Source organism: Natronorubrum amylolyticum (assembly GCF_052040145.1).
Classification (GTDB): Archaea; Halobacteriota; Halobacteria; order Halobacteriales; family Natrialbaceae; genus Natronorubrum.
This window is the reverse complement of the sequence record NZ_JBPPFW010000004.1, coordinates 124,616-144,775: the sequence shown is the minus strand read 5'-3', so window position 1 is coordinate 144,775 and position 20,160 is coordinate 124,616. Positions and strand designations below refer to the sequence as shown.

The following is a 20,160-nucleotide window of genomic DNA, read 5'->3' as shown; positions in this document are numbered from 1 at the left end:
CCTCACGAACTTAAATCCGGTAGAACTCCTGTACACACATCAACTGTTTACGATGCCGACGAGCCTCCTCGACGCGGATTTGAAACTTGAGTCTCTCGCCGGCGGGATACACGCTCGAGAACAATGCTTATCCCGAGTTGCTCGCAATACGCGGCCATGGACGACGACGGACTGAACGCCGCTCGAGTCGACGCCGAACGCGAGTCGGCGTCCGACGCCGATCACGACGCCGAATCGCCCTCCGAATCGGAGTCTCGCTCCGAGACGCGCGAAACGGATCCCGACGCCGAAGGTGACACCCTCGACACCGACGACGGTGTCGAAGAGTCGAGTAGCGACGGCCCGATGCCGAACGTCCCGGACCCCGAACCGGCGGAATCCGACGTCCCGGAGGATGTCCAGAAGTACGCCCGCTTTACGAAGATGGACGGCGCGCAGTACGACCGGGTCAACGAGTTCCTGCGCGACAGAACCTACATCACCGCCCGCGAGTGGGCCATCGCCCGCCTCTGTTCGGACTTCCGCACCGAGACCGGCGTCGAGATGACCAAGATCGGCGAGAACCTGCCCGAACTCGTCCCCTTCATGACCGACACCTACACGCCGCAGGCGGTCAACCAGGCCCGATCCTCCTTCGAGGACAAGGTCCGGACCGCCGGCGCGACCTTCCTCTACGGTGCGATGTGTGACTTCTTCACCGCCGAGGAGCTCGACGACGTCATGTACGAGTCGACCGAGGTCGCGAAGTTCTTGCTGGAAGTCGAGGGCGTCGACCTCTCCGTCGAGGACGAACTCGAGGCGGAAGAACGAATCTCGAGTGTCATGCGCGAAGTTCGCGCGGCCAGCGAGGAGCTGCGGGAGCAGGAAGACGAGGAGTAATCGGCACCGTTCACGCCTCGATATCGCTGATAACGGAGTGGCTGTCTACTGTTGTTCGTGTGCAAACAGTCAACCACGGCAGTAAGCTGGCCGTTCTCGTCGTGTATACTGACCGTCTCGATGTCCATTATTCGGCTTGTTCACCCTGCACGTGCCGAACGGATTTTGGATGCTGTCGTCTGTAGCCCACCGGTACCGAATATCGACTGAACGGGCGAAGTAGTCATTGCACTATGATTGTTCTGCGCTCAACAACTATTCGCGTGGTAACCTGACAGCGATTCGTATATTCGTAGCGAATTCGATACAATTAGCGACGATCACCCAGCGGAGAGTGGATGTCTACGAATACTACGGACGCGGAGAACCGCGCGGCTGAAGACGCAACTGAACACGAATCGAGCGAGAAGACGACCAACACCAACGTCACCCGACGTCGGACGCTGCAGCTTGGCAGCCTCCTCGGTGCCGGCGGTCTGCTCGGCGTGGCCGGGCTCGGAGCCGACACTGCGGCTGCGAGCTGTAACCGTCCGGATTCGATCGTCCACCTCGACTACGACGACTACGGTAGCTGGGAGGAACTCTACCGCGTGTCGAACGGCGACCCCGACAACATGACGATCGTTTCCGACCCGACGGCGTCCGGAGAGAGTGCTTTGCAACTCCGGGTCAACGAAAACGACCACTGGGGCGTGAGTACACACTACGACTTCGAGGGCGGACTGTTCGAACTCAACGGGCGCGTCAACTTCGCGCTCAACACCAACTGGACGATGGGCGGCCGCAACGCACCCTCGAACTGTCGGCTCTGGAACTGCGCAATCGCCCGCGGTGAAGGGAGTGCCGGCGGCGGGACCCCCGACGGAACGAACGGCTGGAGTAATCGTATGTACGTGACCGATAGAGGCACTGATCCGAACGGTCCGTTCCGCCTCCTCTCGAACACGTACCACATGGGGAACGGCGACGGTACCGGGGATCACAATTACCTCCTCGACGGCGAGGAATATGCGCGGGGATCGCCCGCGATCGAACCCGGCGTGTGGTACGAGTTCGAGTACTACGTGTGCGCGAATACGGTCACCGACGGCGAGGCGAACGCCGACGGTATCGTGCGATACTGGCTCGACGACGAACTCATCTTCGAACGTGAGGACTTCAGGTTCACAACGGACCACGCCGATAACATCATCGACACGAACGGTCCGGTCGGCCACTACGGCGGGCGATACACCGCGCCACAAAATCTCTACGCGTACTACGACGACCACTCGATGGCGCTCAACGGTGAGTTCGAGTTCGATTCGTGCTGAACAGTTCCGGCTAGCCGGAATAGTTGCCGGCCGAGCGGGAGCCGTTCCTCACTGACTCCACTCCCGGACGTCGGATTCCTCGAGGAACAGCGACGGATCGTCGTGCGAGAAGCTGACCCAACCGTCGTCGGCCGGCGCGTCGGTCGTCACGTGAAGGAGGAGCTCCTCCGCCCGCAGCGCCGTCTCGAAGACGGCTCTCGAGTCGTCGAGATCGTATTTCAGGGGGACGAACACGGCCGTCTCCGTCTCGTCGTCGCGCTCGACCGCGAGGGCGATCCGCGGATCGGTGTCGTTCTCTGGCGGCCGGTAGTAGACGTCCGCCGTCGTGACGGTGACCTCGCTGCTCTCGATGAGCCGCTCGAGGAACTCGTACTCGTCGGGCGACACCTCCACGTCGAACCCGGTCCGTTCCTCGGCGTCGACCGGCGAAACGGCGTCGGGTTCCAGGACGATCGCGTCCCAGCCGTTCTCCTGGTACTCCTCGGCGATGGCCGTCGCGTCCTCGAGGACGGCCGTCCACTGCGAGTCGGCTGCGTCCGTTGTCATCGCGCTTCCTCCACGGTTGGTCGGACTCGAGTCATACTCGACTCCGACGGCACCGAGAGGAAAAACCTTGTCTCATCGCCACGATGCCGGGCCGTCGATAGCCGTCAGTCGCCCAATATTGCCCGCTGAAGCCCGGTATTGGCCGCCGCTCGATCGACTCAGTCGCTTTCGAGGTCGGGTACGGTGTCGATCGTCACGGTCGATCGCTCGTCGCCGACGAGGGCGTCTTCGAGGGCTGACCGAACAATCGACGGCTCGGATGGCCCGCCCGCCGCCGCGACGGAGCCGACCGTTTCGGGATCGAACGGCACCGCGAGCGCGTCGTAGACCGACTCGAGGACGGCCGCGAGCCCCTCGCGGTTCGAGACGAGGACGCAGCCGGCGACCACGGCGGCGTTCTGGCGGACGCGCTGGGCGATGCCGACGACCTTGCGCCGGCGGCCGTCCGCTCCCTCGAGCGACAGCGAGTGCGTCCCGGGACAGAACGAGTCGTCGGGTTCGCCGCGGGTCGGCTCGAGCGAGTCGGTGTCGGACTCGAGGCCTCGAAGCGCCTCCTCGACGGCGGCCGTGGCACGCTTGTACCGATCGTCGGTCCCGCGACGAAAGTCCGCGACCGGTTCCGCGCGGGCGAACGCGAGCGCCGCCTCGCCGTCGTACGCCACCGCTCGGCCGCCGACGTCGCGATCGACGGGTGGGAAGCCACGCTCACGAGCACGCTCGCGGGCCAGTTCGTAGCCCTCGAGTCGCTGGTCCCGACGCCCGAACGCGACCTGTCGGTGGGGTGTCCAGACGCGAACTGCCGGCTCGCCGTCGGCGGCCGTCGAGAGCAGACGCCGGCTGACGTCGCGGTCGGTCTCGATCGTCGCCGCGCGGCCGCGAAGGACTCGCATCGATACGCGGTTGGTCCCGACGGACCTAAACGCTCCCGCTGCGCAGACGGTACTGACAACTGATGGCCGTGACGCTCCCCGAGGCGCTGCTTGGGCAGTACCAGCGCTTCTCGCTGTACAACTCGCCGTACCCCGCCCACGACGAGGGCTGTGCGATCGATTGCTACCCCGGCACGCTTCGAGACGGCCGCACGACCGACGCGCCGAGTCCGGTCTCCGGAACCGTCCTCGAGACCAGAGCCGTCCGCGCGCCGCCGAAGCCCTACGCGCCCGAGCACGACTATCTGATTCTGGTCGACTGCGACGGCCCCGGCGACCTCGCTGGACTGACGGCCCGTATCCTTCACGTCGAGCCGTCGGTCGAGGCCGGAGAACACGTCGAACGAGGGGAGTCGCTGGGAACGCTCGTCCGCGCGGGCTTTTTCGCCCCCTGGGTCGACAACCACCTCCACGTCGGCGTTCGGGGTCCCGACCAGAACCCACATCGGGCGTCGGGATCGCTCCCGCTCGAGGTGGGCGTCGAGATTCGGCCGCTCGAGTGGGACGGCACCGGAACGGTGGTTGCGACCGGCGAGACCTACGCCGTGCTCGATGCGCCGACGCATCCTAACCCGGGCGAGGAGTTCGCCGGGGTCCGTGTCGACGACGGTGGTGTGATCGACGGGGGGCTACCGCACTACGACGGCGGTGGCGTCCACGGCCGAGACGAGGCGCTCGAGCGCGAGGTGACTGCCGTCAGTCCGACGCCGATTACCCTGAACGGCGACCGAGTCGGCGTCGCTCGAGGTCACACGATCGACTGGGACGATGTCATCGTCACGGCGAACGGCGAGCCGATTACCGGGCTCTCGCTGTTCTGCGCTCAAGACGCCGACTTCGGGATGAAGCTGATCTGCCCGGATACGGAGCTCGAGGTCGGTGAGGCGGTTCGAGTGCGGGTTCGCTCGAGCGCCGATGTCTGATTCTCCGTTCGAGTTTGCGCGTCGGTCGCTGCAGTTCGTTCCCTCGATCACTTCGTGGGCATGCTTGCCGGTGACGTGTTCGTCGTGAATGCGATGAAAGTGAGCGTTCTGCGTCGCTGGCAGCAGTGATTTCCACGTCCTCCCCAGCCGATTCGCTCATTTCATTCGCTCATCCACAGGAAGACGCGAGCGTCTTCCCCGCTGTCACTCACTTCGTTCGCGACAACCTCGAACGACTACGAGCCGCGTCTCACTCTCTGTTCGCCGCGGCTCAGCGTGCGCCACCGCACGCGGGTCGTCAGTTCCAGCGGTATGTACGTAACCTATCTCGAGCGCTGCACGCCGTCCACTCCTACTTCGTTCGCGGTCGCTCTCGGTGGGCGTCTTTCGCCTCGAGATAGGCTTGATCCTCCCGAACGCGCTCCCAGTAGCGCTCGAAGACGAGCGCGGCGTCCCGTTTCTCCGGGTCGGCCCAGCGCTGGGGCTCGCGCTCCTCGCCACTCGCGGACGCTGTCCGCTCGTCATCCGAGGCGCTACGCGCCTCGCTCCCGTCCTCGTACTTCTTCCCGCCGGGATACTTCGCGTAGCGCATCGCCCGCGTGTACCCCATCTGGAGGTACTTTCGGGCCATGTCCATCCCGGGAAAGTCGTCGTCCTCGAGGTAACGTTCGTACCGCTCGTAGATCGCCTCGGCGGACTCGCGAGCCGCCGCCTCGTCTTTGTACGACCACAGTGGGAGGAGTTCGCTCTTGTACGGTTCGATCTTGAACACGCCCTGCTCGCCGCGGCCGATTTCGTACTGGTCGGGGTGTGCTCGAAAGTCGACGTCGTACTCGGGGTCGGTGTCGGACACTGAGATCACCACGAGACCTGCGAGGCAGGCTCGTTCTCGTCTACAGAGCGATAAACGGGTGAGGTCACTGCTTGCGACCGGCGGTATGAACAGTTGTCAACGGGCAAACCCTGAAACGCAGGCGTAAAGAGCGTCGGTCTGGGAGCAACGGACATGACCGAGGACATGCGGGCGATGATGGAGGAGTTCGACGACCTCGAGAGTCTGATTCAGTACTTTATCGACGAAAACCAGGAGTTCCTCTCGTGGATCGGGACGCGCGTGGACGACGTCGGCGACGGCACGATGACGCTCGCGCTTCCCTACGACGAGAAGCTGAGCAACACGCGCCCGAACGCGCCGTCGGACGAGCGCGCGGATCTCCACGGCGGCGTCGCCGCGACGCTGATCGACACCGTCGGCGGGCTCGCGCTCCGGACGGAGATGGACGAGCCGTTCGGCGCCCGGATCGCGACGATCAACCTGAACGTCAACTACCTTCGGCCCGCGGTCGGCGACCTCTCGGCGACGGCGAACGTCGTCCGTCTCGGCGGCAGCGTCGGCGTCAGCGAGATTACGGTCGAGAGCACGACGCCGGACGGCGAGACGAAGGAGGTCGCGACCGGTCAGGGCGCGTATCGGGTGTTTCGGCCCGAGTAGAGCCGTCCTCGATTTTCCTCGAGGCCGTGGTTCATCACCGATCAGCGGTTGCTGCCCTCCGGCTGTTGTAGCCGTCTGTCGACCGCGCGCGGTCGCCCTCGGACCGGGATCGACGCTCCAACCGGCCTAACCGGCGTTCGTATCGGAGAGAATGTTGATGAACTCAACTGTACTAGTAGCCCCATCTCTACTTTATCCCGAACCGGTTCGTGCCCTTTTCCACTTCTCAGGAATCGCTGCCCCAGCTATAACCCGCTGTTTCCGAGGGCCAACTGTGACGGGGAGTCGATCGACGCGTCGAACCGCGTTGGCGACTCCGACTGCCACGTCACGCCGGCACAGCGTGGTAACCAGCACGCGGCCTCGGGCCGCACCGCAGATCCAGACCGATGACACAAACACACGACTCCGACGACGGACCGACAGACACGACCCACTCGACCGACGTCGATCTCGAGATCGACGCCGCGTCGGAACGCGATCCGCTGTTCGCGCGGATCCCGCGGCGCGACTTCATGAAAGCGGGCATGGCCGCCGGCGCGGTCGGTGCGATGGGGTCGCTAGCCGGCTGTACGGGTATCCTCGACCGCGACGGCTCGGTTTCCATCGACGACGTCGACACCGACGTGGCGCCCGGCGACCTCGACGAGTACTACGCGTTCCTCTCCGGCGGCCACTCCGGCGAGGTCCGCGTCTACGGCGTGCCGTCGATGCGCCAGCTCATGCGCATTCCGGTGTTCTCGAAGGAGAGCGCACGCGGCTACGGCTACGACGACGAGACCAGGGAGTTGCTCGAGGAATCGGGCGGCTACACCTGGGGTGACGTCCACCACCCCCGCGTGAGCCAGACGGACAACGAGTACGACGGCCGGTGGCTGTTCGTCAACGACAAGGCCAACGGTCGGCTGGCGCGGATCGATCTGACGTACTTCGAGACCGACGCCATCGTCGACCTGCCGAACCAGCAGGGGACACACGGTGCCTGCGCGCTGATGCCCGACACGAAGTACATCTTCGGCGTCGGCGAGTTCCGGGTGCCGATGCCGAACGACGGCCGCGACCTCGACGACCCCGAAGAGTACACGTCCGTACTGTCGGCGGTCGACCCCGAGACGATGAACCCCGTCTTCGACGTGCTCGTCGACGGCAACATGGACAACGCCGACTCCGGAAAGGACGGCCGGTGGTTCTTCGGGACCTGTTACAACAGCGAGGAGGCGGTCACCGAGAGCGAGATGACGCGGTCGGACACCGACTACGTGCAGGCGTTCGACATCCCCGCAATCGAGGACGCCGTCGAGAACGGCGACTACGAAGAGATCGACGGCGTCCCGGTCGTCGACGGGACGAAAGACAGTTCGCTCAACGGCGGCGACAGCCCGATCGTCCACTACATCGACGTTCCCTCGAACCCCCACGGCGTGACTGTCACGCCCGACGGCAGCTACGCGATCGCGTCCGGGAAACTCGACAACACCTGCTCGGTGATCGATATCGCTCGACTCGACGAGGTGGACGATCTAACGGACGCGATCGTCGGCCAGCCCGAACTCGGGATGGGGCCGCTGCACACCCGCTACGACGACCGCGGCCACGCCTACACGTCGCTGTTCATCGACTCGCAGGTCGTCAAGTGGGACATCGAACGAGCGGTCGACTCCGAGCCGGGATCCGACGAGGCGGTCGTCGACCGGATCGACGTTCACTACAGCCCCGGCCACCTGAACACGTCTCAGTCGTACACCGCGGACCCGCGCGGGGATTGGCTGATCTCGCTGAACAAACACTCGATGGACCGGTTCCTCCCGGTCGGCCCAACGTTCCCCGTCAACGACCAGCTGATCTACATCGGCGACGACGAGGAGGGGATGCAGCTGGTCAAAGACACCCCCGGTCACCCCGAACCTCACGACGCAACGATCGTCCACCGGGACAATATCGAGCCCGCGTCGATCTACGACCCCGACGACCTCGAGCTGGACCCGATCGGACTCGACGAGACCGGCATCGAGCGCGAGGACGGTCGCGTCCACGTCAAGATGTACAACCAGCGAAACCACTTCGGCCACGATACGGTCACGGTCGAGGAGGGTGACGAGGTCACCATCACGACGACGAACATCGAGAGCGCCGAGAACATCGTCCACTCGCTGGCGATCCCGCAGTACGACATCAACGTCAAGACCGCCCCGCAGGAGACGCGCGAGGTGACGTTCACGGCCGACAAGCCCGGCGTCTACTGGATGTACTGTGCGTACTTCTGCAGCGCACTGCACCTTGAGATGCGCTCGCGGCTGCTCGTCGAACCGACGGAGGACTGAGTCGCGATGGCCCGGCTTCGACGAGCGGTCGAACTGCGGCGGCTCCTCCCCGTGGTAGCGGCCGGGCTGTTGCTGATCGCCATCGCGTTCCCGATGTGGCGAATCACGCTGTCCGCGCCGCAGTACGCCGGCCGAGTGCTCCCGGTCGAACTCTACGCCTACCCGCGGCTGGGCGGGGAGTACGCGGAGGTACAGCTACTCAACCACTACGTCGGGTTCTACTTCCCCGACCCGGTCTACGTCGAGCCGAACTACGAGGTTCACGAGAACGCGATCGCGGTTCCGGAGTGGTCGCTCGGCCCGCTCCCGTTCGTCCTCGCGGCCATCGGGAGCGTGTTCGTCGCGCTGGCCCCGACCGCGGAGGCGCTCGCCCGCCGGCTGCGTTACCACCTGATGGCGACGGTTGTTCTCTTCGCGGGGACGCTCGCCGTCGTCCAGTACCGACTGCACCAGGCCGGTCACGCGCTCGACCCGAACGCCCCGCTTCGGGGTGTCGAGGGCTTCACGCCGCCGGTAATCGGACCCTACGAGATCGCCAACATCAGCGGCTACGCGTGGCTCGGCTCCGGCGGCTACCTGACGCTGACGGCCGTCGCCCTGCTCGCCGTCGCCTACCTCCTGCGGGACACGGACGCGACCGTTCGTGACGTGCCCGCGCTGGTCCGCTCGAGCGGCGAGCGGGCTCGAGCGTACCTCCGCCGTCGACGCGGCGGGGACGACGGCGCACAGCGGGACAGCAGTGACGGCGAGAAACGGGAAATCGACCGTCCGACCGCGGCCGAGCCGACCCGAGCCGAGACGGCCGACGACGAGCAGGTCCGAGCCGAGACGGCCGACGACGAGCGGTTCCGAACCGAGACGACCGACCGACCGCCGATCTCGAGAACCGAAAACGATCGACTCGAAACCGAGGGGCACCGATCATGAGTCCACAGCTAACAGAGGGCTGGTTCGCCGCGCTCGCAGCGGCGATGTTGATCGCCTCGCTCGCCGGAGCGGGGTTCGCCGCGAGCGCCGACACCGGGTCGGCGTCGGACGCCGTCGCCGTCACGCCCGACGTGCCGGATCCCCACGGCGTCGAGGAACCCGACGAGCCGGGCGTCGCCACGGTCGACGGCGAGGCGTTCGATTCGCTCCAGAGCGCCGTCGACGCCGCCGACCCTGGTGAGACGATCGTTCTCGAGGGGCGGTTCGACGAGCACGTCGTCCTCGAGACCCCCGAGCTGACGCTCGAGGCGACCGATCCCGACGCCGCGGTACTCGACGGCGGCGGCGAGGGGACGGTCCTCGAGATCGGCGCGGAAAACGCGACCGTCGACGGGCTCTGGATTCGCGACTCCGGTCTGGACCGGAGCGGCGAGCACGCCGGCGTTCGCGTCGCCGAAACGGCGGCGGGAGCGACCGTTTCGGACGTCCGAATCACCGACGTCTCCCACGGCGTCTGGATCGACGGGGCTACCGGAGTCACCGTCGAAGACTCCGTGATCGCCGGCCACGCGGACGTCACCCCGCGCACCGATCGCGGAAACGGCATCCACCTCTGGGAGGCCGACGACGCCCTCCTGCGGAACAACGCGATCACGGAGACCCGCGACGGGATCTTCTACCAGTGGGCCGAGAACGTCGTCACCGAGGACAACGTCCTGTGGAACGTCCGCTACGGCGTCCACTACATGTACTCGGACGACAACCGGCTCGAGGGTAACGTCGCCTTCGACAACGACGTCGGCTTCGCCCTGATGGTCTCGGCGGGGCTCGAGATCGTCGACAACGCGGCGATAAACAACCGCGGCTCGAGCGCCCACGGGATCCTGGTCAAGGACATCGACAGGAGCGAGATCCGAGGGAACGACGTCGTCGGCAACGGCAACGGGTTCTACGTCTACAACGCCCAGAACAACGAACTCACGGACAACCTCGTGCTGGGGAACGACCTCGGCATCTCCGTCACGGCGGGGACGAGCGGGGAACTGGTCGCCGGAAACAGCTTCGTCGACAACGACCTGCAGGCGTACGCCTCCGAGAACGTGCAGGTCGCCTGGAACGAGTCCGAACGGGGCAACTACTGGTCGGACGCCAGCGTCGTCGATCTGGACGGCGACGGCTCCAGCGAGATCCGCCATCAGCCCGCCGGCGCGGTCGAGCGACTCGTCCACGAACAACCACAGGCGGCGGTCTTCGCCGACAGCCCGGCGTTCGACGCGGTTCGGCTCGCCGAGAGCTCGTTCCCGGTCCTCGAGACCGGCGGCGTCGTCGACCACCGACCGCTCGCGGAGCCGCCCCACGACGACTGGAGGGACTACTATGCAACTCACGATCACTGACGTACACAAGCGATACGGCGACGTCGTCGCCCTCGACGGCACCTCCTTCGAGGTTCCCTCGGGGTCGACGTTCGGCGTCCTCGGGACGAACGGCGCGGGAAAGACGACGCTGTTCGAACTGCTCGTCGGTCACGACCGACCCGACAGCGGCACGATCGAGGTCGGCGGACTCGACGTCGAGCGGGCGGGCCACCGCGTCCGCGAGCGCGTCGGGTTCCTGCCCGAACACACGGGATTTCCGGCGGCGCTGACGGGTCGGGAAGTCCTCTCGATCCACGCCCGCATCCGCGGACTCGAGGATCGACACGCGCGCACCGAGGACTGCCTCGAGATCGTCGGCCTGACGGACGCGGCCGACCGCGCCGTGGAGGGCTACTCGAACGGGATGGGGCGTCGACTCGGTCTCGCGGCCACGCTGCTCGCGGAGCCGCCGGTGCTCGTCCTCGACGAGCCGACGGCCGGTCTCGATCCTCGTGGCGTCGCCGCGTTCCACCGGATCATCGAACGAATCGACCGCGAAACCGACGCCACGGTCGTCCTCTCCTCGCACGTGCTGAGCGAGGTCGAACGCCTCTGTGACGAAGTCGTCGTCCTGCAGGACGGAACACTCCGCGCCGCGGGAGCCGTCGACGACCTGCGATCGAACGACGGTCGCGTGACCGTCGCCGTCCGCCCCGCGAGCGAGGGCGATCATCCCACGCTGCTGGCGGCCGTTCGACGCTACGGTGACGTTACCGACACCGATGGCGCACTCGAGGTCGCCTGCGACCGCGAGGCGGCGTTCGACCTCGTCGCCGCGCTTGGAGAATCCCATCGAGAGCTCGTCGATCGGTTCGAGGTTCGAGAGCCAGGACTCGAGGCCGCGTTCCACGAGGCGCTCGAAGACGAGGACGGTGACGTCCCTGCGGAGACCGCCACCACGGAGGAGATCCCATCATGACCCACGACCACCGACGAGACGATCGCCGATCCGCACCGCCCGACCGAGAGCTGGAACCCGACGGCGGTTACGAGACTGACCCCGTCTCGAGCGTGGATTACGCGCCAGAGTCCGGCACCTCGCTCCAGCAGGTGCTCGTCATCGCGACGACGGAGTACCGGTTGGCGCTGCGGAGCCGCTGGGCGATCGCGATCGCGGCAATCTTCGCGGCGTTCGCCCTCGGGCTGACGACGTTCAGCGGCTCGGCGGTCAGTCCCGCCGGCTTCGAACGCGTCGTGGCGAGCCTCGCGGTGCTCGCCGTCTATCTCGTCCCGCTGGTCGCGCTCGCGTTCAGCTACGACGCGATCGTCGGCCGCGAGGAGAGCGGCTGGCTCCACGCCCTGTTCGCTCTCCCCGTCTCGCGGTCGTGGATCGTCCTCGGGGCCGCCCTCGGTCGCGCGGCCGTTCTCGCGAGCGCGACGGTCGTCGGTTTCGGACTCGCGGGGGGAGCGCTCTTACTCGAGTACGGGTTCGACGGCTTCGAGGCCTACGTCGGCTTCCTGCTCGGCGCGGTCGGCCTCGGCCTCGTCTTCCTCGCGCTCGGCGTCCTGCTGTCGACGCTGGCGCGGGAGAAGACCCACGCGCTCGGCTTCGCGCTGCTCGCGTGGGCCTGGTTCGTGCTGGTTCACGACCTCCTCGCACTTGGCGTAGTCGCGGCGTTTCGGCTGCCCGACGCGGCCATCTCGGCGATGGTCCTCTCGAATCCGACGGGCGTCTTCCGGGCGCTCGTCCTCGGCGCGCTCGGCGCCGGCGGCGACGCCGGATTCGCCGCCGTGCTCGCCGAGGCGGGACTGTCGACGGGCGTGCTCGTCGCCGCGCTGGTCCTCTGGATCGCCGTACCGATCGCGCTCGCGGCCGTAGCCGTCAGGAGGCGACGGCTATGACCGCCGCGAACTCGATAGCGAGACCTCACCCTACTCGGCGACGGATCCTGCTCAGCACAGGCACCCTGGCGACCGCCGCGCTCGCGGGCTGTCTCGGGTCCGGCGGGCCGGACGACGAGGCCGCCGAGCCCGTCGACCTCACCGAGGGCCAGGAGTGCGACGTCTGCGGGATGACGATCGCCGACCACTTCGGCCCCGCCGGGCAGGTGTTCTACGCCGACGGCGAACCCGAGGATCGAGACGGCCCGGCCCGGTTCGACAGCGTCGCGGAACTCCTCGTCTTCCACGCGGAACGCGAGGCTCGAGGCTGGGAGAAACGAGCTACGTTCGTTACGGACTACTCGAGCGTCGAGTACGATCTTCTCGAGGGCGACGATCGACTGCACATCTCGACGCACGCGGCCGCCGAAGACTTCGCGGACGCGACGGAACTCCACTACGTCGCCGACAGCGAGGTCCACGGGGCGATGGGCGAGGATTTCCTGCCGTTTTCGGATCGAGAAGAGGCCGAGGCGTTCGCCGAGGAGTACGGCGGTGAGGTGCTCGGATGGGGTGAACTATCGTAGCCACTGCAAGTCGGTGCACACCTGGCCGTACAGCGGTCGTGCGGTCAGCGTGTAAATCGTTGCAGTTGTTCGTATAACGGGGCGGACCTAACTCTCGAGACCGGGCGTTTCATCGGCTAACTCGTCGCGATTCCGGCTCCGCGCACTGACCCAGAAGCGTCCGTAGAGGTAACAGCCGATCGCCGCGACGAGGAGGAAGTAGCCGTAGATCACCGTTTCGACGAGTGGAGGGACCGACTCGAGCATCGATTTTCCGTACAGTCTCGCCGTCGATACTGTTGTACCTGAACTGCGACACGCTTCTTAGGCGGTCGCGGTCAGTTACGTGTTCGAGACCATCCAATATCGCACGCCGAGGTAGATCATGACGATGCCGAACGTGACTGCGAACAGCGGCGAGCCGTCCATCGCCGCGTAGATCAGCGCGACCGCGTTCAGCGCGATCCCGACGACGTACATCGTCTGCATTCGTCGCTCGTTCATGCGGTCTCACCCGCGTCGTCAGCGAGGCGTTCGAGCACCCCGTCTCGAGGTCGCCGAGAGCGTCTCATACCACGCTCTTGGGACGGGGGGTAGAAAACGCTCTCACTTCGGGTCGATCGGTGACCGATAGCCAGATCGACCGTCGGTCGTGGCGTCAGTCGTCGTCGAATGCGAGGGCGTCGCTGTCGACGACCTCGCCGAACAGCCAGTCGGCGTGGTCGATGGCGTACGCCTTGTGGTCGTCCTCGATCGCACCGATGCAGTCTTCGACCATGAGCGGCCGAAAGTCCCGAAGCCCGGCGCTGCCGCCGGTGTGAAGCACGCAGACGTTCGCGAGGGTGCCACAGATGACGAGATCGTCGATACCGCGGGCGTTCAGCCAGCCCTCGAGTTCCGTGTTGTAGAATGCGTCGTAGGTGTGTTTCTCGACGACGTGGTCCGCCGCTTCGACGGGGAGTTCGTCGACGATCTCGGCCTCCCACGATCCCTCGAGGACGTGTTCGCCCCACTGCTCGAACTCGTCGTAGTAGTGGGCGTCGTCGAACTGTTCGGGCGGGTGGACGTCTCGCGTGTAGACCACCGCGGCGTCGGCCCCGGCGGCCCGCTCGACGAGGTCGGCGATGGGCTCGATGACGGTCTCGCTGCCCGGCGCGTACAGCGAGCCGTCGGGGTGACAGAAGCCGTTTTGCATGTCCACGACCACGACCGCGGTGTCGTTTGGCTCGAGGTGCATCACTACCGTTTCGTACGAACTCGCGACCAAAAACGTTCGTGACGGAACGTCGTCGGGGACGCTATCTCGCAGGGAGAGCCGACGAGTACGGCACCAACCAGCGGCCTTTTTACACTCCTCTCCCTACTGCCTGTCAACTTGTCCAAATGACGGCCACACTGACGCGAACGCGGTTCCTCGCTGCCCTGGTCGCGGTGTCGATGCTCGCACTGCTGTTCGTCGCGGCCAGCGGCGCGGTTCCGCTGTTGCCCGCGGGCGACTCCGCCGACCGGCCCGACGATCCCTCCACCGAAGACACCGTCGGCTACGTCGAGGGCTACTGGCACGACGACGAACTAGACGTCGACGACCGTGACGACGCCGCCATCGAAGACGAGGACGAACTCGAGTCGGTGATCTACCGATCGATGGCGCGCGTCGAGGAGATCCGCGGACTGACGTTCGAGGACGACGTTCCGGTCGACGTCATCTCCCGCGAGGAGTTCCAGGACGACCACGAGGAACTGTTCGTCGAACTCTCCGCGGACGAACGGGTCCAACAGAACGTCACCTACGAGGCGCTGTTCATGGTCGACAGCGAGACCGACGCGGAGGCGGCACTCGAGGCCATGTACGGCGATAGCGTCGGCGGCTACTACGACCCAGGTGCCAACGAAATCGTCCTCGTCTCGGACAGTCCGGAGTCGCCCGAGGTGGACGAGGTGATCCTCGGCCACGAACTGCTTCACGCCTTACAGGATCAGCACTTCGATCTCTCGGGGTACGACCGTGAGACCATCGATCAGGATAACGCGAAGAACGGCCTGATCGAGGGCGACGCCGTGACGGTGGAGATGGAGTACGACCGCAACTGCGGAGTCGAGTGGGACTGCCTCCCCGAGACTGAGGTCCAGCCGACTCAGCCGAGCGACGTCAACTGGGGACTCTACACATTGCTGTACCATCCCTACGACGAGGGGCCGACGTACGTCGACTTCCTGCTCGAGGCCGACGACGGCTGGTCGGCAGTCGATGCGGCCTACGACGACCCGCCACAGCATTCAGCCGAGGTAATTCACCCCGACGAAGACCGTGAACTGGCCGACGTCAGCGTCGCGGACGAGTCCGACGAGGCCTGGGAACCGTTCGAGGTCGACGGTGAGGTCGCGACCGAGACGGTGGGCGAAGCGGGAATGGTCGCGATGTTCGGCGGGAACGCGCTCGATCCGAACCAGCCGTCGGTGATCGAGAACGAGGACTTCCTCACCCCCGATCTCCGCATCGACTATGATCAGCCGTACACGGACGGCTGGGCGGGCGACCAACTCGTCACCTACGTCGATTCGGCCGCGGCGGCGAACGGAACGCCCGCGACCGAGGAGACCGGCTTCGTCTGGCAGACCGAGTGGACCTCGAGCGAGGACGCCGACCAGTTCGCCGACGGCTACGGCGAGTTGCTCGAGCTCAATGGTGCCGAATCTGTCGACGGCGAGGCTCTCTACGAGATCGATGACGCCTATCCCGGCGCGTACGCCGTTCAGACGGACGGCGAGACGGTGACGATCGTTCGCGCGCCGTCGGTCGACGACTTAGACGCCGTCGCGGCGGGCGTCACCGCGGACGCGGACGACGCGGAGGACGGGGACACGAATGACGCCGAATCCGGCGAACCGAGTGAACTGAACGAGACGGCGGACGAGGATGACGGGGCGGCGTCCGACGACTCCATTCCCGGATTCGCCGCCCCCGGTGCGGTGATCGCCATTACGGTCGCCGTGCTCGTGGCACGGCTCCGGAACTGAGCGCCACGGGTAGTCGACGGCTGCATTCGAGTCGCGACGAGCGATGAACCTATGACCTCGCCGTCGAAAGAGGGGATCGATGCAACGGGGCCACCTCGGACTCCTCGCGGTCGTCTCTCTTCTCGTGCTCTCGGGCTGTGCCCTCCCCGACTCACCGGATCGGTTCGATACCGACCGAGAGCTCGGCTACGTCGGCGGCTACGCGCACGACGACGCTTTCGAGTTCGACGACGCGGACGCGCTCACCGAGCGCCAGCTCGAGGCCGTCAAGTACCGCTCGATGGCCCGGATCGAGGTCGTTCGCGGGCTGCAGTTCGAACACGACGTCAGGCTCGAGGTGATCTCCAGAGACGAGTATCGCAGCCAGCGCGGCGCCCCCCGATCGGCGTCGCCGTTCGTCAACGAGGTCTGGCGCGGCGCGTTCATCGTCGACGGCGAGACGGACGTCAGTCGGGCGATGAACACCCTCTACGGCGGGGCCGTCCAGGGCTACTACACGAACGACCGGATCGTCATCATCACGGACGACACGAACGAGATTCGGATCAACCGTAACACGCTGGTCCACGAACTGGTCCACGCGCTCCAGGACCAGCAGTTCGGCCTCGACCGGAGCGGCCAGTCGATCGACGAACAGCGAGCCGAGATCGGGCTCACCGAGGGTGAGGCGAACTACATTCCGTACCTGTATGACCAGCGCTGCGGCGAGGAGTGGCAGTGTCTGGCCGAGTACGAGCGGCCCCCGGCCACGAACCTCGGCGAGACCCCGTTCAACGCCGGGCTCTTTCTCTCGATCTACGCGCCGTACTCGGAGGGCCCGCCGTTCGTCGACCACCTCCGAGATCGGGGGGGCTGGGCCGCCGTCGACGACGCCTACGACGACCGTCCGGCGAGTACGAGCCAGCTGATCCACCCCGAAAAATATCCGGACGATCGGCCGGTCGATGTCGAAGTGCCGGACCGCTCGAGCGACGACTGGGAGCCGTTCACCCGCGGGAGCGAGCCCCGCACGGAGACGGTCGGCGAGGCGACGCTGTTCGCCGCCCTCTGGACCAACGACGTCGTCGACCGGTGGCTCACCGACGGGGCGACGGAGCTCTCGCCGTACAACTACTCCTACCCGGCGACCGACGGCTGGACCGGCGACACCGTGCAGGTCTACCACGACGCGGACGACGAGGACCGCACCGGACACGTCTGGAAACTCGCCTGGGAGAGCGACGACGACGCCGCCGAGTTCGCCGACGCCTACCGAGCGCTCCTCGAGAACCGGGGGGCGACGGCGGTCGAAGGTACGGACGACGTCTACCGAATCGAAGACGGCGAGGCGTTCGCTGGCGCCTACCGCGTGACCGTCGACGGGGATCTCGTCGAACTCGTCGGCGCGCCGACGGTCGACGATCTCGAGGCGATTCACGGGTCGGGAACCGCCTCTGCGACGCTCGAGCGCCCGGTCACGGCGCCAGCGACGGCGACGAATGTCTCGGGGTCGATTGTCGCTGCGCGACCGTAACGCAACTGTGGGACCGATCGACGCGGAGCGGTGGGCTCTCGAGGAACGCGGAGTTCGGTGTATTCAAGCGGCGGTGCCGATAACATCCGGTTCGTGAACCGATATCGGAACGGCGGCCTGTTTCTCACCCTCTGTCTCATCTGGGGAACGACGTTCGTCGCGATCAGCGCCGGGCTGTTGCACTTTCCCCCGGTGCTCTTCGCCGCGTTTCGATACGATCTCGCCGCGGTACTCCTCCTCGCGTACGTCTATGTCACGGCGGACGTCTGGCGTCCGCGGGGGCGAACCGAGTGGACCGAGGTCGCCATCGGTGCGGTGTTTCTCATCGCCGCGTATCACGCCTTTCTCTTCGCCGGCCAACAGTACACGACGGCCGCGACGGCCGCGATCATCGTGAGTCTCACACCGATTCTCTCGGCCGGCTTCTCGCGGGTGTTCGTCCCGGAGTATTCGCTGACCCCGGTCGGCATCGTCGGCCTCCTCTGCGGTGTGGCCGGCGTGGTCGTCATCGCCCGTCCCGATCCGGGGAATTTGCTGTCGTCGGACGTGGTCGCGACGGCTCTCATCTTCTGTGCCGCGTCGGCGATGGCGCTCGGAAGCGTCCTTTCGCGCCGAATCGAGTCGTCGCTTCCCACGCTCACGATGCAGGCGTGGGCGATGCTCGGCGGGGCGATGCTCATGCACGCGGTGAGCGCGTCGATGGGCGAACCGATCAACGTCGGCGCGTGGACGAACCCGCAGGCGATCGGCTCGCTGGCGTTTCTGGTGATCGTCTCGAGCGTGCTCGGCTTCTTCCTGTACTTCACCCTGCTCGAAGCGCTCGGTCCGGTCGAACTCAACATGGTTTCGTACGTCGCACCGGCCATCGCTGCGGTCGTCGGCTGGCTCTACCTCGGCGAAACGATCTACCTTTCGACCGTCCTCGGATTCGCCCTCATCGCCGTCGGATTCGTCCTCACGAAGCGGCGGTTTATCGCACGGGAGCTTTCGGCGCTAAAAGCCGAATTGGCGGCCGAGTAACGTCCGCCGGAACCAGAACCGCACGTTTGAGGGAGCCGAAACGGACGCGCTCGCGGCTCCGGCCGCAGACGAATGACATCCTCCCCGGCGTAAACGCCGCGGTTTCCCGACCGCAGTTGGGATATTAGGGTTTGCAGTCCACGACCTGTTCTCGCGGGGCGAAACGGCCCTCGCTACGGTCGAACAGGCGGACTGCTGGCTGTGCCATCCAGCCGTTATCCCTATCTCCCCCATCACAGGCGAGACTCGGGAGTACCTTTTCGCGGATGTTCTCAGCGCCGTTGATGTCGGCGTTTGATACCGTGCCGCACGACTCGCAGATGTATAGGCCGCGCTCAACGCGCTGACTGTTGTCCTCGGTGCCACACGCCGAACACGTCTTCGACGTGTCGCGTTCGGAGACGCGCTCAACGTCGATTCCTTCGGCTTCGGCCTTGTATTCGAGCATCGACGTGAAGCGGTCGAACGCCCACCCGTGTAAGTCGAGATTGCCGTGGTCGCCCCAGTCTTTGCCGTCGCGGATACCGCCGAGGTCACCCACGACGATGGTTCCGACGCCTCGGTTGACACACTCGGTAACGATGTCTTTCGACAGCGCGTGCAAGAAGTGCATCCGGCGGTCGGTCCGCTTGCGGTTAAGGCGGTCTGCCTCGGTCGAGGACGAATCGTCGCACTCGGCGCACTTCTTGGCGAACCAGTATTCGTCCTCTTTGAGTGCCCCGCCGGGATAAAGAACACCTTCGCCACCGAACGACACGGCGGCGATATTCGAGATACCGAGGTCGATACCCGCCGTTCCATTGCCGGATGGGTCAGGGTCGATTTCGTGGCGACAGACGAAGTGAAGTCGCCACTCGCCACGGTCGTACACGGCCCGGACCTGTTGAACGTTCTCAATGGCCGCGTCGGGGTCGGCCTCGTACTCGCAAAGGATGAAGTCCGACCACGACTCTTTGAGGTTGCGGCCTTTCGAGAGACGGATGCGACCGTTCTCGGGGTCGTGTTTGAACCCGTCTTCTTTGAACGTGACCGTCGAACGTGGATGGGTGTCGTTGTGCTTGCGGTATGCTGGCGGGTTCGCGTTTTGGTTCCCGTTCTGCCGATGGCCATACCACGATTTGAACGCTTCAGCGAGTTCTTGGATAACTCGCTGACTGGACTGTGCGTTGAGGTCCGCGTAGCGTTCGTGTGTCTTGAGGTACGAGGAGAGTTCGGCGTGGCCGGGAATACGGCCCGTTTCGCTCCAGATGCGGTCGCACGTCCACCGTGCAACGCTCACAAGAGCGAAGCTCTTGTGCAGCCCATCAGAAATCTTCGATTTCTGAGGACGTTCCAGAGTTTCGAGGCAGCGAACCCGATCGAATCGAGGTCGTCTTGCACCTGTCGCTGGTTGCGGATAGACGCGATGTGGGTGCGGACGACCCGCTTCGCCATACGTAGCCTATGTCGGCGAACGTACGTATAGGCTGGCCGT

General features: G+C 65.7%; 19 protein-coding genes and 1 pseudogene. 13 read left to right on the top strand and 7 right to left on the bottom strand.

The genetic code is table 11. The features are described from left to right. Positions 1-156: 156 nt before the first annotated feature. Together ACSFDB_RS16300 and ACSFDB_RS16295 are read left to right on the top strand one after the other, a co-directional pair. Positions 157-879, top strand: a complete 723-nt coding sequence (locus ACSFDB_RS16300; protein WP_440771980.1) for a DUF5806 family protein — start codon at positions 157-159, stop codon at positions 877-879. 338 nt (positions 880-1,217) lie between these two features. Then, positions 1,218-2,192, top strand: coding sequence for a hypothetical protein (locus tag ACSFDB_RS16295; RefSeq protein ID WP_440771979.1), 975 nt, complete (start codon positions 1,218-1,220; stop codon positions 2,190-2,192). A gap of 48 nt (positions 2,193-2,240) precedes the next feature. Here ACSFDB_RS16295 and ACSFDB_RS16290 read toward each other — a convergent pair whose 3' ends face one another. Continuing rightward, positions 2,241-2,738: a DUF7529 family protein gene (locus ACSFDB_RS16290; protein ID WP_440771978.1), complete on the bottom strand. Its 498-nt coding sequence runs from the start codon at positions 2,736-2,738 to the stop codon at positions 2,241-2,243. Between the two features lie 158 nt (positions 2,739-2,896). Beyond that, positions 2,897-3,628 carry a lipoyl protein ligase domain-containing protein gene (locus tag ACSFDB_RS16285; RefSeq protein WP_440771977.1) on the bottom strand — a complete coding sequence of 244 codons (732 nt, stop codon included), beginning with the start codon at positions 3,626-3,628 and terminating at the stop codon, positions 2,897-2,899. 62 nt (positions 3,629-3,690) lie between these two features. On the opposite strand from ACSFDB_RS16285, the gene ACSFDB_RS16280 reads away from it, so the two are divergent. Further along, positions 3,691-4,590, top strand: a complete 900-nt coding sequence (locus tag ACSFDB_RS16280; protein ID WP_440771976.1) for a DUF8155 domain-containing protein — start codon at positions 3,691-3,693, stop codon at positions 4,588-4,590. 352 nt (positions 4,591-4,942) lie between these two features. Here ACSFDB_RS16280 and ACSFDB_RS16275 read toward each other — a convergent pair whose 3' ends face one another. Further along, positions 4,943-5,443 (bottom strand): DUF4385 domain-containing protein, encoded by a 501-nt coding sequence (locus ACSFDB_RS16275; RefSeq protein ID WP_440771975.1) that lies wholly within the window; start codon positions 5,441-5,443, stop codon positions 4,943-4,945. A gap of 153 nt (positions 5,444-5,596) precedes the next feature. On the opposite strand from ACSFDB_RS16275, the gene ACSFDB_RS16270 reads away from it, so the two are divergent. The 7 genes from ACSFDB_RS16270 to ACSFDB_RS16240 all read left to right on the top strand — a co-directional run bounded on the left by ACSFDB_RS16270 (position 5,597) and on the right by ACSFDB_RS16240 (position 13,156). Further along, positions 5,597-6,082 (top strand): PaaI family thioesterase, encoded by a 486-nt coding sequence (locus tag ACSFDB_RS16270; RefSeq protein WP_440771974.1) that lies wholly within the window; start codon positions 5,597-5,599, stop codon positions 6,080-6,082. Between the two features lie 389 nt (positions 6,083-6,471). Continuing rightward, positions 6,472-8,403, top strand: coding sequence for a TAT-dependent nitrous-oxide reductase (nosZ, locus tag ACSFDB_RS16265; RefSeq protein ID WP_440771973.1), 1,932 nt, complete (start codon positions 6,472-6,474; stop codon positions 8,401-8,403). Positions 8,404-8,409: 6 nt separating this feature from the next. After that, the gene (locus ACSFDB_RS16260; RefSeq protein ID WP_440771972.1) at positions 8,410-9,330 is read left to right on the top strand and encodes a hypothetical protein; all 921 of its coding nucleotides are present in this window, start codon (positions 8,410-8,412) and stop codon (positions 9,328-9,330) included. Beyond that, positions 9,327-10,727, top strand: a complete 1,401-nt coding sequence (nosD, locus tag ACSFDB_RS16255; protein ID WP_440771971.1) for a nitrous oxide reductase family maturation protein NosD — start codon at positions 9,327-9,329, stop codon at positions 10,725-10,727. The genes ACSFDB_RS16260 and nosD overlap by 4 nt, the downstream gene beginning before the upstream one ends. Then, entirely contained in the window at positions 10,708-11,667 is a 960-nt protein-coding gene (locus tag ACSFDB_RS16250; RefSeq protein WP_440771970.1) for an ABC transporter ATP-binding protein, read from the top strand. Before nosD ends, ACSFDB_RS16250 begins: the two co-directional genes overlap by 20 nt. Beyond that, the gene (locus ACSFDB_RS16245) at positions 11,664-12,590 is read left to right on the top strand and encodes an ABC transporter permease (RefSeq protein ID WP_440771969.1); all 927 of its coding nucleotides are present in this window, start codon (positions 11,664-11,666) and stop codon (positions 12,588-12,590) included. The genes ACSFDB_RS16250 and ACSFDB_RS16245 overlap by 4 nt, the downstream gene beginning before the upstream one ends. After that, positions 12,587-13,156 carry a nitrous oxide reductase accessory protein NosL gene (locus ACSFDB_RS16240; protein ID WP_440771968.1) on the top strand — a complete coding sequence of 190 codons (570 nt, stop codon included), beginning with the start codon at positions 12,587-12,589 and terminating at the stop codon, positions 13,154-13,156. Before ACSFDB_RS16245 ends, ACSFDB_RS16240 begins: the two co-directional genes overlap by 4 nt. A gap of 87 nt (positions 13,157-13,243) precedes the next feature. Here the strand turns inward: ACSFDB_RS16240 and ACSFDB_RS16235 are convergent, their stop codons facing one another. The 3 genes from ACSFDB_RS16235 to ACSFDB_RS16225 all read right to left on the bottom strand — a co-directional run bounded on the left by ACSFDB_RS16235 (position 13,244) and on the right by ACSFDB_RS16225 (position 14,372). Continuing rightward, positions 13,244-13,402 (bottom strand): hypothetical protein, encoded by a 159-nt coding sequence (locus ACSFDB_RS16235; protein ID WP_440771967.1) that lies wholly within the window; start codon positions 13,400-13,402, stop codon positions 13,244-13,246. Positions 13,403-13,477: 75 nt separating this feature from the next. Beyond that, positions 13,478-13,639, bottom strand: coding sequence for a hypothetical protein (locus tag ACSFDB_RS16230; protein ID WP_440771966.1), 162 nt, complete (start codon positions 13,637-13,639; stop codon positions 13,478-13,480). Positions 13,640-13,793: 154 nt separating this feature from the next. Next, on the bottom strand, positions 13,794-14,372 hold the full coding sequence (locus ACSFDB_RS16225) for a cysteine hydrolase family protein (RefSeq protein ID WP_440771965.1): 579 nt from the start codon (positions 14,370-14,372) through the stop codon (positions 13,794-13,796). A 146-nt stretch (positions 14,373-14,518) separates the two neighbouring features. Between ACSFDB_RS16225 and ACSFDB_RS16220 the strand changes: the two genes are divergently transcribed. From ACSFDB_RS16220 to ACSFDB_RS16210, 3 genes are all read left to right on the top strand, one after another. Beyond that, complete coding sequence (locus ACSFDB_RS16220; RefSeq protein ID WP_440771964.1) at positions 14,519-16,153, top strand: Hvo_1808 family surface protein; 1,635 nt, start codon at positions 14,519-14,521, stop codon at positions 16,151-16,153. 79 nt (positions 16,154-16,232) lie between these two features. Further along, on the top strand, positions 16,233-17,666 hold the full coding sequence (locus ACSFDB_RS16215; RefSeq protein ID WP_440771963.1) for an Hvo_1808 family surface protein: 1,434 nt from the start codon (positions 16,233-16,235) through the stop codon (positions 17,664-17,666). A 93-nt stretch (positions 17,667-17,759) separates the two neighbouring features. Next, positions 17,760-18,686, top strand: coding sequence for a DMT family transporter (locus ACSFDB_RS16210; RefSeq protein ID WP_440771962.1), 927 nt, complete (start codon positions 17,760-17,762; stop codon positions 18,684-18,686). 124 nt (positions 18,687-18,810) lie between these two features. Here the strand turns inward: ACSFDB_RS16210 and ACSFDB_RS16205 are convergent. After that, positions 18,811-20,120 (bottom strand): annotated as a pseudogene (locus tag ACSFDB_RS16205) (RNA-guided endonuclease InsQ/TnpB family protein). Between the last annotated feature and the right edge of the window lie 40 nt (positions 20,121-20,160).

Coding starts and splice junctions, on each gene's coding strand:
- ACSFDB_RS16300 (WP_440771980.1), top strand. CDS start 157: ATGGACGACGACGGACTGAACGCCGCTCGAGTCGACGCCGAACGCGAG.
- ACSFDB_RS16295 (WP_440771979.1), top strand. CDS start 1,218: ATGTCTACGAATACTACGGACGCGGAGAACCGCGCGGCTGAAGACGCA.
- ACSFDB_RS16290 (WP_440771978.1), bottom strand. CDS start 2,738: ATGACAACGGACGCAGCCGACTCGCAGTGGACGGCCGTCCTCGAGGAC.
- ACSFDB_RS16285 (WP_440771977.1), bottom strand. CDS start 3,628: ATGCGAGTCCTTCGCGGCCGCGCGGCGACGATCGAGACCGACCGCGAC.
- ACSFDB_RS16280 (WP_440771976.1), top strand. CDS start 3,691: ATGGCCGTGACGCTCCCCGAGGCGCTGCTTGGGCAGTACCAGCGCTTC.
- ACSFDB_RS16270 (WP_440771974.1), top strand. CDS start 5,597: ATGACCGAGGACATGCGGGCGATGATGGAGGAGTTCGACGACCTCGAG.
- nosZ (WP_440771973.1), top strand. CDS start 6,472: ATGACACAAACACACGACTCCGACGACGGACCGACAGACACGACCCAC.
- ACSFDB_RS16260 (WP_440771972.1), top strand. CDS start 8,410: ATGGCCCGGCTTCGACGAGCGGTCGAACTGCGGCGGCTCCTCCCCGTG.
- nosD (WP_440771971.1), top strand. CDS start 9,327: ATGAGTCCACAGCTAACAGAGGGCTGGTTCGCCGCGCTCGCAGCGGCG.
- ACSFDB_RS16250 (WP_440771970.1), top strand. CDS start 10,708: ATGCAACTCACGATCACTGACGTACACAAGCGATACGGCGACGTCGTC.
- ACSFDB_RS16245 (WP_440771969.1), top strand. CDS start 11,664: ATGACCCACGACCACCGACGAGACGATCGCCGATCCGCACCGCCCGAC.
- ACSFDB_RS16240 (WP_440771968.1), top strand. CDS start 12,587: ATGACCGCCGCGAACTCGATAGCGAGACCTCACCCTACTCGGCGACGG.
- ACSFDB_RS16235 (WP_440771967.1), bottom strand. CDS start 13,402: ATGCTCGAGTCGGTCCCTCCACTCGTCGAAACGGTGATCTACGGCTAC.
- ACSFDB_RS16230 (WP_440771966.1), bottom strand. CDS start 13,639: ATGAACGAGCGACGAATGCAGACGATGTACGTCGTCGGGATCGCGCTG.
- ACSFDB_RS16225 (WP_440771965.1), bottom strand. CDS start 14,372: ATGCACCTCGAGCCAAACGACACCGCGGTCGTGGTCGTGGACATGCAA.
- ACSFDB_RS16220 (WP_440771964.1), top strand. CDS start 14,519: ATGACGGCCACACTGACGCGAACGCGGTTCCTCGCTGCCCTGGTCGCG.
- ACSFDB_RS16215 (WP_440771963.1), top strand. CDS start 16,233: ATGCAACGGGGCCACCTCGGACTCCTCGCGGTCGTCTCTCTTCTCGTG.